This is a genomic window from Stenotrophomonas sp. YJH_SMC_16, from assembly GCF_059367875.1.
Genome location: NZ_JCAFRH010000001.1, coordinates 126,971 through 143,183, shown reverse-complemented (window position 1 = coordinate 143,183; position 16,213 = coordinate 126,971). Strand labels below are relative to the sequence as shown.

At 67.4% G+C, this 16,213-nt stretch carries 12 protein-coding genes; 10 read left to right on the top strand and 2 right to left on the bottom strand.

Going from position 1 to position 16,213, the window contains the following annotated elements:
- The first annotated feature begins 109 nt into the window (after positions 1-109).
- Both AC5P6E_RS00630 and AC5P6E_RS00625 read left to right on the top strand, forming a co-directional pair.
- Positions 110-1,114, top strand: a complete 1,005-nt coding sequence (locus AC5P6E_RS00630; RefSeq protein WP_010481439.1) for a class I fructose-bisphosphate aldolase — start codon at positions 110-112, stop codon at positions 1,112-1,114.
- Between the two features lie 129 nt (positions 1,115-1,243).
- Complete coding sequence (locus AC5P6E_RS00625; protein WP_019338731.1) at positions 1,244-2,392, top strand: hypothetical protein; 1,149 nt, start codon at positions 1,244-1,246, stop codon at positions 2,390-2,392.
- Between the two features lie 92 nt (positions 2,393-2,484).
- Here AC5P6E_RS00625 and AC5P6E_RS00620 read toward each other — a convergent pair whose 3' ends face one another.
- Together AC5P6E_RS00620 and cysK are read right to left on the bottom strand one after the other, a co-directional pair.
- Entirely contained in the window at positions 2,485-3,084 is a 600-nt protein-coding gene (locus AC5P6E_RS00620; RefSeq protein ID WP_010481443.1) for an O-acetyl-ADP-ribose deacetylase, read from the bottom strand.
- A 237-nt stretch (positions 3,085-3,321) separates the two neighbouring features.
- A complete protein-coding gene (gene cysK / locus AC5P6E_RS00615; RefSeq protein ID WP_053443442.1) occupies positions 3,322-4,281 on the bottom strand; it encodes a cysteine synthase A in 960 nt (319 codons plus the stop codon).
- 207 nt (positions 4,282-4,488) lie between these two features.
- Between cysK and AC5P6E_RS00610 the strand changes: the two genes are divergently transcribed.
- The 8 genes from AC5P6E_RS00610 to AC5P6E_RS00575 all read left to right on the top strand — a co-directional run bounded on the left by AC5P6E_RS00610 (position 4,489) and on the right by AC5P6E_RS00575 (position 16,198).
- A complete protein-coding gene (locus AC5P6E_RS00610; RefSeq protein WP_043403003.1) occupies positions 4,489-5,472 on the top strand; it encodes a LysR family transcriptional regulator in 984 nt (327 codons plus the stop codon).
- A 600-nt stretch (positions 5,473-6,072) separates the two neighbouring features.
- The gene (locus tag AC5P6E_RS00605) at positions 6,073-6,504 is read left to right on the top strand and encodes a DUF2946 family protein (protein ID WP_483698154.1); all 432 of its coding nucleotides are present in this window, start codon (positions 6,073-6,075) and stop codon (positions 6,502-6,504) included.
- Positions 6,505-6,576: 72 nt separating this feature from the next.
- Entirely contained in the window at positions 6,577-8,640 is a 2,064-nt protein-coding gene (locus AC5P6E_RS00600; RefSeq protein ID WP_483698152.1) for a TonB-dependent copper receptor, read from the top strand.
- Between the two features lie 273 nt (positions 8,641-8,913).
- A complete protein-coding gene (locus AC5P6E_RS00595) occupies positions 8,914-10,020 on the top strand; it encodes an efflux RND transporter periplasmic adaptor subunit (protein WP_010481451.1) in 1,107 nt (368 codons plus the stop codon).
- Positions 10,017-13,142, top strand: a complete 3,126-nt coding sequence (locus tag AC5P6E_RS00590; protein WP_019338727.1) for an efflux RND transporter permease subunit — start codon at positions 10,017-10,019, stop codon at positions 13,140-13,142. Before AC5P6E_RS00595 ends, AC5P6E_RS00590 begins: the two co-directional genes overlap by 4 nt.
- Complete coding sequence (locus AC5P6E_RS00585; protein WP_019338726.1) at positions 13,135-13,674, top strand: GNAT family N-acetyltransferase; 540 nt, start codon at positions 13,135-13,137, stop codon at positions 13,672-13,674. Before AC5P6E_RS00590 ends, AC5P6E_RS00585 begins: the two co-directional genes overlap by 8 nt.
- A 180-nt stretch (positions 13,675-13,854) precedes the next feature.
- Positions 13,855-15,372, top strand: a complete 1,518-nt coding sequence (locus tag AC5P6E_RS00580) for an alanine/glycine:cation symporter family protein (protein ID WP_010481454.1) — start codon at positions 13,855-13,857, stop codon at positions 15,370-15,372.
- Positions 15,365-16,198 carry a TrmH family RNA methyltransferase gene (locus AC5P6E_RS00575; protein WP_483698150.1) on the top strand — a complete coding sequence of 278 codons (834 nt, stop codon included), beginning with the start codon at positions 15,365-15,367 and terminating at the stop codon, positions 16,196-16,198. Before AC5P6E_RS00580 ends, AC5P6E_RS00575 begins: the two co-directional genes overlap by 8 nt.
- Positions 16,199-16,213: the final 15 nt, after the last annotated feature.

Here is a 16,213-nt window from a genome sequence, read left to right as displayed (position 1 = left end):
TCGCCTGTCCGGTGCGGACATTGGAATCGTTTCCAGACTGGCCTGCACGTCGGCGCAACGGGCGGCGGGGCTATACTTACGTTTTTCCCGCACCCGCCACAGGAAGTACATGAGCATCGAACAGCTGGCTGAAACCGCCCAGGCCATGGTTGCCCCGGGCAAGGGCATCATCGCGATCGACGAATCCACCGCTACCATCGCCAAGCGTTTCGCTGGCGTCGGTATCGAGAACACCGAGGAGAACCGTCGTGCCTACCGCGAACTGCTGCTGACCACGCCGAAGCTCAACGAGCACATTTCCGGCGCCATCCTGTTTGACGAAACCATCCGTCAGTCGACCAAGGACGGCGTGCCGTTCGCCAAGTACATGGCCGACCACGGCATGATTCCGGGCATCAAGGTGGACAAGGGTGCGCACCCGCTGGCCGGCTGCCCGGGCGAGCTGGTGACCGAAGGCCTGGACGGCCTGCGCGAGCGCCTGCAGGAGTACTACAAGCTGGGTGCGCGCTTCGCCAAGTGGCGGGCGGTGATCAACATCGGCGAAAGCATTCCGTCGGGCACCTGCATCGAGTCCAACGCCCACGCGCTGGCCCGCTATGCCGCGCTGTGCCAGGAATGTGGCCTGGTGCCGATGGTCGAGCCGGAAGTGATCATGGACGGCGACCACGACATCGAGACCTGCTACGAAGTCACCGAAGCCACCCTGCGTTCGCTGTTCGACGCCCTGTACCAGCAGAACGTGCTGCTGGAAGGCACCATCCTGAAGGCCTCGATGGTCATCTCCGGCAAGGGCTGCGATGAGCAGGCCGACGTCGAGGAAGTGGCCGAGTCGACCGTGATGTGCCTGAAGAGCACCGTGCCGGCCATCCTGCCGGGCGTGGTGTTCCTGTCCGGTGGCCAGAGCGACGAGCAGTCCACCGAGCACCTGAACGCGATGAACCAGCTGGGCAACCTGCCGTGGCCGCTGAGCTTCTCCTACGGCCGCGCCATGCAGCAGGCCGCGCTGAAGCTGTGGGCCAAGGACATGAAGGGCAACTACGCTGCTGCCCAGAAGACCGTGTACGAGCGCGCCAAGGACAACGGCCTGGCCGCGCTGGGCAAGTGGAACGGTTGATCCGTCCCATCGCTGGATGAACAGGGCAACGCCGGCATCACGCCGGCGTTTGCTTTTGCGGGTATCGTTTCCGCCCCCACGCGCCCGGCCGGTGCGTGGGAACCACATGGAAGGCCAAGGAGAAACAACATGCGTTTGGCAGCAATCACACTGGCCGTCGCCACGGTCCTGGTCGCCGGCGGTTGCAACCGTCTCGGCGGCGGTGGTGACGCAGGCAAGGCCGCGTCGCTCGATTTCGACAAGCCGGTGTCCGGCGAGATCACCTCGCGCAGCGGCATCAACTACAACGACGGCAGCCATCACCAGCTCTACCAGATCAAGCTGGAAGACAAGCAGCTGGTTGGGCTGAAGCTGACCGGCTCGCTGAGCGGCTCGATCGCCGTGTTCAACAACGGCAGCCTGGTGGCCAGCAGCAACACCGGCTACGAGCGCGAGGGCGACGTCTCGCTGGCCTTCCGTGCCAACGGTGGCGGCACCTACCAGGTAGCGGTCAACGCCAACGGCTCGACCGATTACGGTCCGTACCGCCTGCGCGCCGAGAAGCTGGTGCCGTACGACGGCAAGCCGCTGGCGGGCAGCGGCGAGATCGTCGACATGCTGGCCGGTGGTTCCCAGGACTACACCCTGCAGGTGGACAAGGCCGGCCTGTACGAGATCCGCCTGGTGTCGGATGTCTTCGATCCGGTGCTGAAGCTGTCGGGCCAGGGCGTGGACGCCGAAAATGACGATGGCGGGGACAGCACCAACTCGCGCCTGACCCTGTCACTGAAGCCGGGCAAGTACACCCTGACTGCACGCGGTCTGGGCGACGGCGTCAGCGGCATGTTCACCCTGTCGGCCAACCGCATCGAACTGCCCGGCAATCTGGTGGAACGCGATGGCACAGCGCTGCCGAAGTCGGGCAGCGTGTACACGATGCTCGACAACGACGGCCGCCGCCGCTTCCTGCTGACCCTGGATCGCCCGGCCGACGTGCGCCTGGATGCGGTTTCCAGCCAGGTCGATACCGTGCTGCGCGTGGTCGGCGGCGACGTCGAGCTGACCGATGATGACGGTGGCAGCGGTACCAATTCGCGCCTGGAAGAGACCCTGCCGGCCGGTCACTACACCGTGGACGTGTCCAGCCTGAACAACGGTGCGGGCATGGTGGAAGTGCGCGTGCAGGTCGAGGGTGCCAGCGCCGACGGTGCTGCGGCCTCGGCGGCACGTGCCGCGGCCGATGCTGCCGCTGCTGTGGCCGATGACGCCGCTGCTGCGGTGGAAGCTGCCAGCCGTTGAGCGTGATCCACGCCGCGCGTGGATGACGACAACGATGCAACGGAAAAGGCCGGGCAATGCCCGGCCTTTTCTTTTACCAGCAGCGCTGCGGTTCAGTGCGCAGCGGCGAAGCCTGCATCGCCCAGCGGCGGCAGCACCGACCCGCGCGGTTCGTTGTCCGTGCTTTGTCCCGCAGCGCTCAATGCCTGCTGGTAGGCCTTTGCCGTGGCAGTGTTGAACGCCACCAGCACGATGCGCATCGGCTGTGCATGGCTGCGCTGCCACGCCAGTGTTTCCGTCACTGCGATCTGCGCGGCCTGGTACAGCGGATAGCCATACACACCGCAGCTGATCGCCGGGAACGCGATCGACTGCACGCCCAGCGACTCGGCCAGCTGCAGCGATTTCCAGTAGCAGTTGGCCAGCAATGCCGGTTCGTCGCGCTGGCCGTCGTGCCAGACCGGGCCCACCGTGTGCAGTACATGCTGCGCCGGCAATGCATAAGCGTCGGTGGCGCGCACTTCGCCGGTCGGGCAACGCACGCCCGGGCGCAGCTCCGGCAGTTGCTCGCACTCGGCCAGCAGCGCAGGGCCCGCGGCACGATGGATCGCACCGTCGACACCGCCGCCACCGAGCAGTGTTTCATTGGCCGCGTTGACGATCGCATCCACCGCCAGGGTCGTGATGTCGCCCTGCCAAACTTCGATCTTCATGCGTCCGTCTCCTGCCTGTGATGTGTTCCGCGCAGCATCTGCGCCGGCTGTTCCCACGGTAGGGGACAGGGCATCGATACTGCGTCATGACCGTCTCACGCGCTGCGATCCGACGGCCTTCACGCACGATGGCGGGCGACGCCTTCACGCAGGCTGAAGCAGGGCGCACGCCGGGCACGGCCCGGCGCTACCTGCAGTCGGACGTCGGTAGCGCCGGGCCATGCCCGGCGGATCGCATTACGGCAGGCCGGCCAGCCAGTCGTCGTCGGAACCCTCATTCACATCGGCGAACAGCGGCGTGGAGAAATAGCGTTCACCGGTGTCCGGCAGCATCGCCAGGATCACCGCGCCCGGTTCAGCACGGGCCGCCACGTCCAGCGCGCTGGCCACGGTAGCGCCGGCGGAGATGCCGACGAAGATGCCTTCTTCTGCAGCCAGTCGGCGTGCGGTGGCGATCGCGCGGTCATCCTCCACCGTTACCAGTTCATCCACCACATCGCGGTTGAGCACGTCCGGCACGAAATCCGGCGTCCAGCCCTGGATCTTGTGTGGCTTCCAGTCATCGCCCTTCAACAGTGCGGCGCCGGCCGGTTCGGTGGCGATGATGCGGGTCTGCGGGCGCGCGACCTTCAGCACTTCGCCAACACCGGTGAGCGTGCCGCCGGTGCCCCAGCCGCTGACGAAGTAGTCCAGCCGCTTGCCGGCGAAGTCGCGCAGGATTTCGGCGGCGGTGGTGTTGCGGTGGTACGCCGGGTTGGCCGGGTTGGCGAACTGGCTGGCCAGGAACCAACCGTGCTGTTCGGCCAGTTCGGCGGCCTTGCGCACCATGCCGCTGCCGCGTTCGGCGGCCGGGGTCAGGATCACCTTGGCGCCATAGGCGCGCATCAGCTTGCGGCGCTCCACCGAGAAGGTTTCGACCATGGTCGCCACGAACTTGTAGCCGCGCGCGGCGGCGACCATCGCCAGTGCCACGCCGGTGTTGCCTGACGTGGCTTCGACGATGGTGTCGCCCGGCTTGAGCACGCCACGCGCTTCGGCGTCGAGGATGATCGCCAGCGCCAGGCGGTCCTTCACCGAGCCGCCCGGGTTGAACGACTCGACCTTGGCGTAGACGCTGACCTGCGGGGGCGCCAGGCGCTGCAGCCTGACGATGGGGGTGTTGCCGACGGTATCGAGGATGGAGTCGTACAGGGCCATGGAAGCGCTCCGGAAACGGGGCCGCGCCGGGCTTCGGCGGGCGAAGGGGGAGGGCTGGCTGTTCAGGCCAGCGGCTGCCGGCTGACCGTAGCGCCGGCATATGACGCCCGGAAATGACCAGATACCTTTCTTAAACAACCTTTGGTTATAAGCTGGTGACGGCAAATGACCCTAGAGTGGACTTCCGCCCCACGCCGCCTGCCTCCCATGACGCTGACCCAGCTGCGCTACCTGGTTGCCATCGCCGACGCCGAGCTGAACATCACGCTCGCCGCCTCGCGCGTGCATGCCACCCAGCCTGGCCTGTCCAAGCAGCTCAAGCAGCTGGAAGACGAGCTCGGCTTCCTGTTGTTCGTGCGCAAGGGCCGCAGCCTGGAGTCGGTCACTCCGGCCGGCACCGAAGTGATCGCCCGCGCCCGCGCGGTGCTGGCCGAGGCCAACAACATCCGCACCTACGCGGCCAACCAGCGCCGCGAGAGCCAGGGCCAGCTGATCCTGACCACCACCCACACCCAGGCGCGCTTCGTGCTGCCGCCGGCGGTGGCAGCGATCAAGCAGGCCTACCCGCAGGTCAGCGTGCACCTGCAGCAGGCCGGCGAAGCCGACGCGCTGGACCGCTTGAACCAGGGTGACGCGGATATCGCCATCATCAGCACCGCCGGCGGTGAGCCCACCGATGGCATCGCGGTGCCGCTGTTCCGCTGGCGGCGCCTGGTGGTGGTGCCGAAGGGCCACCCGCTGGACCGCGCCGGCCGCGCCCCGGACCTGGCCGCGCTGGCCCGCCAGCCATTGATCAGCTACGAATCCTCGACCCGTCCGAACTCGTCGCTGCAACGCGCCTTCGCCGCCAATGGGCTGGTGCCCGACCTGGCACTGACCGCGCTCGATGCGGACCTGATCAAGACCTACGTGCGTACGGGTCTGGGCGTAGGCCTGCTGGCCGAGATGGCGGTCAGTTCCAACGATGAAGACCTGCGCTCGTGGCCGGCCCCGGAGCCGATCACTGAGTGCATTGCCTGGGCGGTGCTGCCGCGCGACCGTGTGCTGCGTGATTACGCGCTGGAGCTGGTGCATGTGCTGGCACCGCAGATTGATCCGCGCGATCTGCGGCGGGTGCTGGATGGCAACCAGGCGGCGGCGTGGCCGGTGCCACCGACGTGGGAGTCATTGACCCAGACCATCACGGTGTGAGGGGTTGGTCGAGCAGGGCTTGCAGCCCTGCACCTGCTGCGGCATTCAAGCAACAGCAACAGCAACAGCAACAGCAGAAGCGGCATTCCGTGGGTTGGCGGGGCGGTGTCGGAGTGCGGGGACGCTGCAAGTACGTCCCTGTAGGCTTGGCAGCCGCATCCATGCGGCTGACACCCCGCACTCCGACACCGCCCCACCTCTGACAGATTCCGGCGGCTGTTGGTAGGTGTCGACCTTGGTCGACACGGTAGATCCACGCCATGCGTGGATTCTTTTCGATTCCAATTCGAAATATTCGATTCCGATGGAGATTCATCCACGCATGGCGTGGATCTACTGCAGATCGCGGAGATCTGTCGAAGGCGGGGTGGGTCCGGTTGCGGGAGTGTCCGCGGCATGGATGCCGCGGCCAAGCCCCCAGGGACGGGTTTACGGCGTCTCCCGCAACCGGACCCACCCCGCCATCCCACGGATTGCCCGCTTTTGACGTTGACGTTGACGTTGATTCAGCGGGTGCAGGGCTGCAAGCCCTGCCGATAAACCCTCTCCTGCGACCGTTCGTCGCACGAGCAACCCTGGACCCGCATCTACACTAGCGGGGTGACCCGCCTGTCCCGCCCGCAGCGCCTTCTGCTCCAGTTCGCCGTCCTGGCGACGCTGCTGATGGTGCTTGCGCCCCTGGTCAGCCGCGCGCTGCAGGCGCAGCCGATGGAGCACGCCGCGATGGCAGGCATGGACCACGCCGCCATGGGCCATGACATGCATGACATGGCCATGGCCGGGCACGATCGGCACGGTGCTGCGCCGGCAGCGCCCAACCGCCCCGCCGACCCCCACGCCATGCACGGCGAAGCCTGCGAATACTGCGTGCTGGCCATGCGCCTGCTGCCGTGGCTGGCAGTGCTGGTGCTGCTGTTGCCGCTGCTGTGGCGGCCGCGCCTGGTGTTCCCGTGGTCGCAACAGGTGCTGCCGGCACTGCGTTGGCCGGCGCACGCCGCACGTGGGCCACCGCGCGTCTCCATCGTCCGCTGATGTCCCTGTCGAATCTGCCGCACGACGCCTGACCGGGCGCCGTGCGCGCGTGCGTACTTTGGAGCTGTTCCGATGAAAATGACTTCCCGCCCTGCGGGCGCCTGCGCGCGCCTGCCGGTTGCCCTTGGCCTGGCCGTGGCCGCGTCACTGGCCCATGCTGCGCCTGCCGAGCAGGCGCGCACCCTCGACACGATGGTGGTCACCGCCGCCGCACCGTCCTCGCCGCTGCACTGGGTGACCGATCCGCGCCTGCCGCGGCAGCCTGTGCCGGCCAGCGACGGTGCCGATTACCTGAAGACCGTCCCCGGCTTCTCCGCCATCCGCAATGGCGGCACCAACGGCGACCCGGTGCTGCGCGGCATGTCCGGTTCGCGGCTGAACATCCTCAGCAACGATGGCAACCTGATCGGTGCCTGCCCGTCGCGCATGGACAATCCGCTGTCCTACATCGCGCCGGAGAGCTTCGACCGGCTGACCATCATCAAGGGGCCGCAGAGCGTGCGCTGGGGCGCAGGTGCGTCGGCTGGCACCGTGCGTTTCGAGCGCGATACGCCGCGCTTCGACGAACCGGGGCTGCGTGCCGATGCCAGTGCGCTGGTTGGTTCGCGCAACCGCAATGACCAGGTGCTGGACCTGACCCTGGGCAATCCGACCGGCTACGTGCGCGCCAGCGGCAACCGTTCCGAGGCCGATGACTACAAGGACGGCCACGGTGATGTGGTGCCGTCGAAGTGGCGCAAGTGGAACGGTGACGTGGCCATCGGCTGGACGCCGGATGCCGACACGCTGCTGGAAATCTCCGCCGGTGCCGGCGATGCCATTGCGCGCTACGCCGGGCGCGGCATGGACGGTGCTGCGTTCGAACGCACCAGTTATGCCGCGCGCTTCGAGAAGCGCAACCTGCCCGGTGCGTGGGATACGTTGCAGGCCAACGTGTACTACAACGAAGCCGACCACGTGATGGACAACTACACGCTGCGCACGCCGAACCCGCACAGCATGATGCCGATGCCGATGGCCTCGAACGTGGACCGCCGTACCCAGGGCGGCCGGGTCAGTTCCGAGTGGCGCTGGCAGGACGTGCAGCTGGTGGCCGGTGTGGATGGCGAAGACAGCCGCCATCGTGGCCGCATGGGCATGGGCCGCGACACCTACCGCCAGGCCGCCTGGGAGACCGATGCCAACTTCCGCCGCTACGGCGTGTTCACCGAGTTGACCCTGGGCGCCGGCACCGACCAGCGCTGGATCAGTGGCCTGCGCATCGACCGTGCCAGCGCCCGCGATGAGCGGCAATCGATCCGCGGCATGATGGGCAACCGGCCCAATCCAAGCGCAGGGCAGACGCGCAAGGAATGGCTCGGCAGCGGTTTTCTGCGTTACGAGCAGGACCTGGCCGATGGCCTGACCTGGTACGCCGGCCTCGGTCACAGTGAGCGCATGCCCGACTACTGGGAGCTGTTCTCGCCCAACCATGGCCCGGCCGGTGCAGTGAACGCGTTCACCGGCGTGCAGCCCGAGCGCACCACCCAGCTCGACGTCGGCCTGCAGTACAAGGGGCCGCGCGTGCAGGCGTGGGTTTCGGCGTACGCCGGGCAGATCCAGGACTACATCCTGTTCACCTACCACGGCAGCGGCATGATGGGCATGAGCCAGGCCCGCAACGTCGATGCGCGCATTGCCGGTGCCGAAGCCGGGCTGGAAGTGAGCCTGGCCGAGCAGTGGAAGCTGGGTGGCACGCTGGCCTATGCCTGGGGCGAGAACCGCGACCAGCAGCGTCCGTTGCCGCAGATGCCACCGCTGGAAGCACGCCTGAGCGCGAACTGGGAAGGCGAGCGCTGGAGTGCCGGTGCGCTGCTGCGCGCGGTGACCCACCAGCATCGCGTCGCCGATGGCCAGGGCAATGTGGTCGCGCAGGACCTGGGGCCGAGTGCCGGCTTCGCCACCTTCGGGCTCAACGCAGCCTACCGCTTCAGTTCGCAGCTGCAGCTCAGTGCGGGCGTCGACAACCTGTTCGACCGCGCCTACAGCGAGCACCTGAACCTGGCCGGCAGCGCCGACTTCGGTTTCCCGGCCGATCCGGTGCGCATCAACGAGCCGGGCCGCAGCCTGTGGATGAAGGTGAACTACCGGTACTGATCCGCCGGGTGAAAAAAACCGGGGCCGGATCCCCGCCAGGATCCGTCCCCGCCCGACGCCCTCTGTCGGGCAGCTTCGACTCTACGATGGCAACGCCCGCGGTGCACGGCTGGATACACCTCGACACATGCCGACACCGCTGCTGCCAGCCTTGCACGGAACGGGTTCAGGGCGCTATCGCGACGCCGGTTCCACGCTGGTAAACGCTTGGCACATATCGCTTCTGTGGGCGCTTGCCTACACTCGGCGGCCGTGGATCACTCAGGACCGTTCATGTTGGCTCGCATCGCTTCGACCCTGGCCCTTGGCCTCTGCCTGGCCGTGCTGGCCGGGTGCGCGGGCAAACAGGAGGCCGCCGCCCGTCGGCAGGGAGAAGCGGTGCCGGTCACCGCGCAGGTCGTGCAGTCCACGCAGTGGAACGACACGCTGCAGGCACTGGGTACGGCCAAGGCGCGCGAATCCATCAGCGTCACCGCCAAGGTCAGCGAGATCGTCGAGAAGGTGCACTTCGAAAGCGGCCAGCATGTTGCTGCCGGTGCGCCGATCGTAACCCTGCGCGGGCAGGCCCAGGAGGCCGCGCTGGTGCAGGCGCAGGCCACCTTCCATGAGGCCGACCAGCTGTACAAGCGCCAGCGCGAGCTGGCCGCGCAGCGGCTGGTGTCCAGCGCCACGCTGGATACGCAGAAGTCGATCCGCGATGCCGCCGAGGCGCGTGTGGCGCAGATGCAGTCGGACATCGGTGACCGTCGCGTGCGTGCGCCGTTCGCCGGTGTGCTCGGCATCCGCCAGGTCAGCCCGGGCACACTGCTGACGCCGACCACGGTGATCGCCACGCTCGATGACATCGAACACATGCACATCGATTTCCAGGTGCCGGAAGTGGAACTGGCCGCGCTGGGCGTCGGTGACAAGGTCAGTGCCACCAGCGTGGCGTGGCCGGGCCGTACCTTCGAGGGCGTGGTCAGCACCATCGATGCGCGCATCGATCCGGCCACCCGTGCGGTGACTGTGCGCGCCGACTTCGCCAACGGTGACCATGCCCTGCGCCCGGGCATGCTGCTGGACGTGCGCCTGTTCCACCCCGAGCGCCCGGCGCTGGTGATTCCGGAAATCGCCGTGGTGCAGGTCGGTCGCGATACCTTCGTGTACCGCATCACCGCCGACGACAGCGTCGAGCGCGTGGACGTGATCACCGGCGCACGCCGTGCCGGCGTGGTCGAGATCAAGCAGGGCCTGGAAGCGGGCCAGCGCATCGTGGTCGATGGCACCGGCAAGCTGCGCCCGGGCCTGAAGGTCGCGGCCAAGGATGCGGCACCGGCCAGCGGTGCGAAGCCGGCTGACGCGCCGGCGCCGGTCGCGGCCGAGGGCCACGGCGGATGAAGCTGTCCGACATCTCCATCCAGCGGCCGGTGTTCGCCGTGGTGATGAGCCTGCTGTTGCTGGTGCTGGGCGTGATGTCCTTCACCCGCCTGACCCTGCGCGAACTGCCCGCCATCGATCCGCCGATCGTGTCGGTGTCGGTGGACTACACCGGCGCCTCGGCGGCGGTCATCGAAAGCCGCATCACCCAGGTTCTGGAAGATGCACTGGCTGGCATCGAAGGCATCGATACGATCAATGCGCGCAGCACCAACGGCCGCTCGCAGGTCAGCATCGAGTTCACTTCCAACCGCGATATCGAAGCGGCGGCCAATGACGTGCGCGATGCGGTCAGCCGTGTCGCCGACCGCATGCCGGAAGAAGCGCGGCCACCGGAAATCGCCAAGGTCGAAAGCGATGCCGACCCGATCATCTGGTTCAACATGGTCTCCTCGACCATGGACACGCTGGAGCTGAGCGATTACGCCGACCGCTACGTGGTCGATCGCTTCTCCAGCCTCGACGGCGTGGCCCAGGTCCGCATCGGTGGCCGCCAGCGCTACGCGATGCGCATCTGGCTGGACCGTGACCAGCTGGCCGCGCGCGGGCTGACCACCGGCGATGTGGAAACCGCGCTGCGCAACGAGAACGTGGAACTGCCGGCCGGCCGCATCGAGTCGACCGACCGCGATTTCACCCTGCGCGTGGAGCGCAACTACATCAAGCCGGAAGACTTCGCGACCATCCCGCTGGGCAAGGGCCGCGATGGCTACGTGGTGCGCATGGGCGACGTGGCGAAGATCGAACTGGCCTCGGCCGAGCGCCGCGCCTACTACCGCAGCAACGGCGAGCCGGGCATCGGCCTGGGTATCGTCAAGACCTCCACCGCCAACTCGCTGGACGTGGCGCGCACCGCGCGCGCTGAAGCCGAGCGGGTGGCGCTGTCGCTGCCCAAGGGCACGCAGATCTTTGTTGCGTTCGACAACACCACCTTCATCGAAGCCGCCGTGGACCGCGTCTACGCCACGCTGGTGGAGGCGATGATCCTGGTGCTGGCGGTGATCTGGCTGTTCCTCGGCAGCTTCCGTGCCGCACTGATTCCGGCGGTGACCGTGCCGGTCTGCCTGGTGGCCGCGTTCATCGCACTGTATGCGTTCGACTTCTCGATCAACCTGCTGACCCTGTTGGCACTGGTGCTGTGCATCGGCCTGGTGGTGGACGATGCGATCGTGGTGGTGGAAAACGTGCAGCGCCGCATCGACCTGGGCGAGCCCCCACTGGTGGCCTCCAAACGCGGTACCACGCAGGTTGCCTTCGCGGTGATTGCCACCACTGCGGTGCTGGTGGCGGTGTTCCTGCCGGTCGGTTTCCTGGAAGGCAATACCGGACGCCTGTTCCGCGAACTGGCGGTGGCGCTGGCGGCAGCGGTCGCGCTGTCCGCATTCGTAGCGCTGACGCTGACGCCGATGATGGCGTCCAAGCTGCTCAAGCCGCACACCGGGCAGGCACCACGTGGCCTGCATGGCTTCATCAACCGCAATCTGGAGCGCCTGGCCTCGGGCTATGGCCGCGTGCTCGATCACCATGTCGACCGCACCTGGATCTACCTGCTGGTGATGGTGGCCGCACTGGCTGCCAGCTGGGGCCTGCTCAAGCTGCTGCCGTCGGAGCTGGCGCCAGCCGAAGACCGCGGTTCGTTCCAGATCATGATCGACGGCCCGGAGGGCGCCGGCTACGACTACACCGTGCAGCAGGTACAGCAGGTGGAAGCGATGCTGGCACCGCATGTCGGCCCGGACAAACCCATCGTGCGTGCCAACCCGCGCGTGCCGGGCGGCTGGGGCGCCAGCGAGGAAATGCACACCGGCCGCGTCAGCATCTTCCTGCAGCCGTGGCGCAAGCGCAGCGAGGCCACGCCGGATGTGGCCAATGAGCTGCAGAAGGAACTGGACACCATCCGTGGCGTGCGCGTGCGTACCCAGGTCGGTGGTGGCCTGGTGCGCAGCGGCGGGCAGCCATTCCAGATCGTGCTGGGCGGGCCGGAGTACGCCGAGATCGCGCAGTGGCGCGACCGCATCCTGCTGCGCATGGCCGACAATCCCGGCCTGGTCGGCCCGGACTCGGACTACAAGGAAACCCGGCCGCAGATGCGGGTCAACATCGATCGCCAGCGTGCGGCGGATCTCGGCGTGCCGGTCACCGCGATCGGTTCGGCGCTGGAAACCATGATGGGTTCGCGCCGCGTCACCACCTTCGTCGACAACGGCGAGGAGTACGACGTGCTCGTGCAGGCCGGTCGCGATGGACGCGCCAGCCCGGCCGACCTGGCCGCGATCCGCGTGCGTGCCACCTCCGGCGAACTGGTGCCGCTGTCCAACCTGGTCACGCTGAGCGAAGTGGCCGAGGCCGGCACCCTGAACCGCTTCAACCGCCTGCGCTCGATCACCATCAACGCTGGCCTGGCGCCGGGCTATCCACTGGGTGAGGCCATCGCCTGGGCGCAGCAGGTCACGCGCGAAGAGCTGCCGCAGTATGCGCAGGTGAACTGGAAGGGCGAATCGCGCGAGTACCAGAGTGCGGGCGGCGCAGTGCTGCTGACCTTCGCGATGGCCCTGCTGGTGGTCTACCTGGTGCTGGCCGCGCAGTTCGAAAGCTTCATCCACCCGCTCACCATCATGCTGACCGTGCCGCTGGGCGTGCTCGGTGCGCTGGTCGGCCTGTGGGTGAGTGGTGGCACGGTGAACCTGTTCAGTCAGATCGGCATCGTCATGCTGGTCGGCCTGGCAGCGAAGAACGGCATCCTCATCGTCGAATTCGCCAACCAGCTGCGCGACGACGGAAGAACCGTGCGCGAGGCGATCATCGAGTCGGCGATGGTGCGCCTGCGCCCGATCCTGATGACCTCGATCGCCACCGTGGTCGGCGCGATCCCGCTGGTGGTGGCCGGTGGCCCCGGTTCGGCCAGCCGTGGCACGATCGGCATCGTGATCATCTTCGGCGTGACCCTCTCCACCTTCCTGTCGCTGTTCGTGGTGCCGGCGTTCTACGCGCGGCTGGCCCCGTACACCCGTTCGCCTGAAGCGGTGAAACGCGAGCTGGAGAAGCAGGAAGCGGAATCGCCCTCGGTGGGTGGCCATGCCTGATCCGACCACGTTGCTGCGGGGCGATGGCTTCCAGCTGCGCCCCTGGCGCGCGGATGATCTGGAATCGCTGCTGCGCCATGCCAACGACGCCGAGGTGTCGCGGGGCCTGCGTGATCGCTTCCCGTACCCGTACACGCGCGAGGATGGCGAGGCCTTCCTCGCCGGTCGCGTGCTGGCTCCCGGCACCCTGAACCTGGCCATCGAAATCGACGGCCAGGCCTGCGGCAGCGTCGGTGCCCAGCCAGGCGTGGCCGAGCGCGGGAATACCGCCGAACTGGGTTACTGGCTGGGCCAGGCCTACTGGGGCCAGGGCCTGATGACCCGGGCGGTCGGTCTGTTCGCACCGTGGGTGATGGACGAGCTGCGCCTGTTCAGGCTGCAGGCCACCGTGGTCGACTTCAACCTCGGCTCGGCCAGGGTGCTGGAGAAGAACGGTTTCCAGGAAGAGGGCGTGGAGCGCTGTGCGGTCTACAAGCGCGGGGTGCTGCACGACCTGCGCCGCTTCGCCCGGGTGCGCACGCAGCTGCCCTGAACGCGCGGGCGGGCCGCTGTAGAGCCGAGCCCATGCTCGGCTGCCCTCGGGGGCCCAAGCCGAGCATGGGCTCGGCCCTGCAAAACAGCGCTACCGCAGCGGCCTTCGATCAGGGAGAATCGACCGGTCCCCTCCAGCCGACGGGACGTCCTTACAACCCGCCGACTGGAGAGAGCGCGCGTGGAAGCTACCGTACATTTCATCAACAGCATCATCTGGAGCAAGGCGCTGATCTTCATGTGCCTGGCCGCCGGCCTGTTCTTCAGCCTGCGCACGCGCTTCATGCAGATCCGTGGTTTCGTCGAGATGTGCCGCCTCACCGTCAAGGGTGAGAAATCCGACGCCGGCGTGTCCTCGTTCCAGGCCCTGGCCATGTCGATGGCCGGCCGCATGGGCATCGGCAACATCGCCGGCGTGGCCACCGCCATCGCCTTCGGCGGCCCCGGTGCCATCTTCTGGATGTGGGTGATGGGCTTCCTTGGCGCGTCCACCTCGTACGTGGAATGCACCCTGGCGCAGATCTACAAGACCAAGGACGCCGAAGGCCGCTACCGCGGTGGCCCGGCGTACTACATCGAAAAGGCCATGGGCCTGAAGTGGTACGCGCTGGCCTTTGCCATCGCCACGATCATCGCCGCCGGCTTCCTGATGCCGGGCGTGCAGGCCAATGCCATCGCCGACAGCATCATCAACGCCTGCCGTGGCACCGCATTGTGCGGCCCGCTCGATGGCCAGGCCTTCGGCATGGAGTCGGTGCAGGCGCTGAAGCTGGGCATCGGCATCGTGGTCGCGCTGCTGCTGGGCGTGGTGATCTTCGGTGGCGTCAAGCGCATCGCCAACTTCGCCGAAGTGGTGGTGCCGTTCATGGCCGCCGGCTTCATCCTGATGGCCATCGTCATCATGATCATCAACTACGACCGCGTGCCGGAAATGTTCGGCATCATCTTCAAGAGCGCCTTCGGCACCCACGCCGCGTTCGGCGCGATGATGGGCCTGGCAGTGGAGTGGGGCATCAAGCGCGGCATCTACGCCAACGAAGCCGGCCAGGGCTCGGGCCCGCATGCTGCAGCCGCCTCGGAAGTCTCGCACCCGGCCAAGCAGGGCTACGTGCAGGCCTTCGCCATCTACTTCGACACCATGATGGTGTGCACCGCCACCGCGTTCCTGATCCTGGCCAGCGGCACCTACAATGTGTACTCGCCGGTACCCGGCGCCGCGCCGATCTTCCAGGGCCTGGCCGGCATCCCGGAAGGCGCAGGCTACGCGCAGGCCGGCGTTGAAGCCGTGCTGCCGGGCTGGGGCTCGGCGTTCGTGTCCATCGCCATCTTCTTCTTCGCCTTCACCACCATCATGGCGTACTACTACATGGCCGAGACCAACCTCAGCTATGTGAACCACAACAAGAAGCGCCCGCTGACCGTGCTGCTGCTGCGCCTGGGCATCATCGGCATGGTGGTGTTCGGCGCGTTCCATAACGCCACCCTGGCCTGGGCGCTGGGTGACATCGGCGTGGGCCTGATGGCCTGGCTGAACATCATTGCCATCCTCATCATCCAGAAGCCGGCCATGCTGGCCCTGCGTGATTACGAACGACAGAAGAAGCTCGGCCTCGATCCGATCTTCGACCCCGATGCCCTGGGCATCAAGAACGCCGATTTCTGGCGTCAACGCAAGCTGGAGTTGTCCCGTAGTGAATGATCCCTGGAAGAACGCCCGCCGCCCGTCGTCGCGACCGCCGCGGGCCACCCCGCTGCCACCGCGTGAGGGCGGCACCCCGCCACCGCCGGGGCGTGGCAACGACGAACTGCGCCTGTATGGCTGGAACGCCGTGCAGGCCCTGTTCGCCAAGCGCCCGCAGGCGCTGCGCAAGCTGTACCTGGTGGACGCGCTGATTCCGCGCATGCAGCCGGTGCTGAAGTGGTGCGTGGCCAACCGCGTCGGCTATCGCGTGGTGGAAGAGGGTGACCTCAACAAGCTGGCCGCCACCACCCATCACGAAGGCCTGGTGGCCGACGTGCTGCGCGCGCCGGTGGTGCCGCTGGCGCAGTGGCTGGCCGAACTGGGCGAAGGCCCGGCGCTGGCACTGTGGCTGGATGGCGTCGGCAATCCGCACAACTTCGGTGCGATCCTGCGCTCGGCCGCGCACTTCGGCGTCAAGGCGCTGCTGCTGCCGGCTGGCAGCACACTGGCGCTGTCCGGTGCCGCCGCACGCGTGGCCGAGGGTGGTGCGGAGTCGGTGCCGCTGGTGCAGCTGCCGGAGACCGCAGAAGCGATGGCACAGCTGCGCAGCGCCGGTTTTGGCTTGGCCGCAACCCTGGTCGAGGGCGGTGATGACGTGTTCCGCGCGTCCCTGCCAGACCGGCTGGTGTACGTGATGGGCGCCGAAGGCGAGGGCATGGACCGCAACCTGGCAGGGCAGTGCGATCTGCAGGTCTCCATTCCCGGCAGCGGTGCGGTGGAGAGCCTCAACGTGGCCTCGGCCACGGCGGTATTGCTGGCGCAGTGGGCCAGCCGCCGCAGCTGAGTGGCGCCCGGTGGG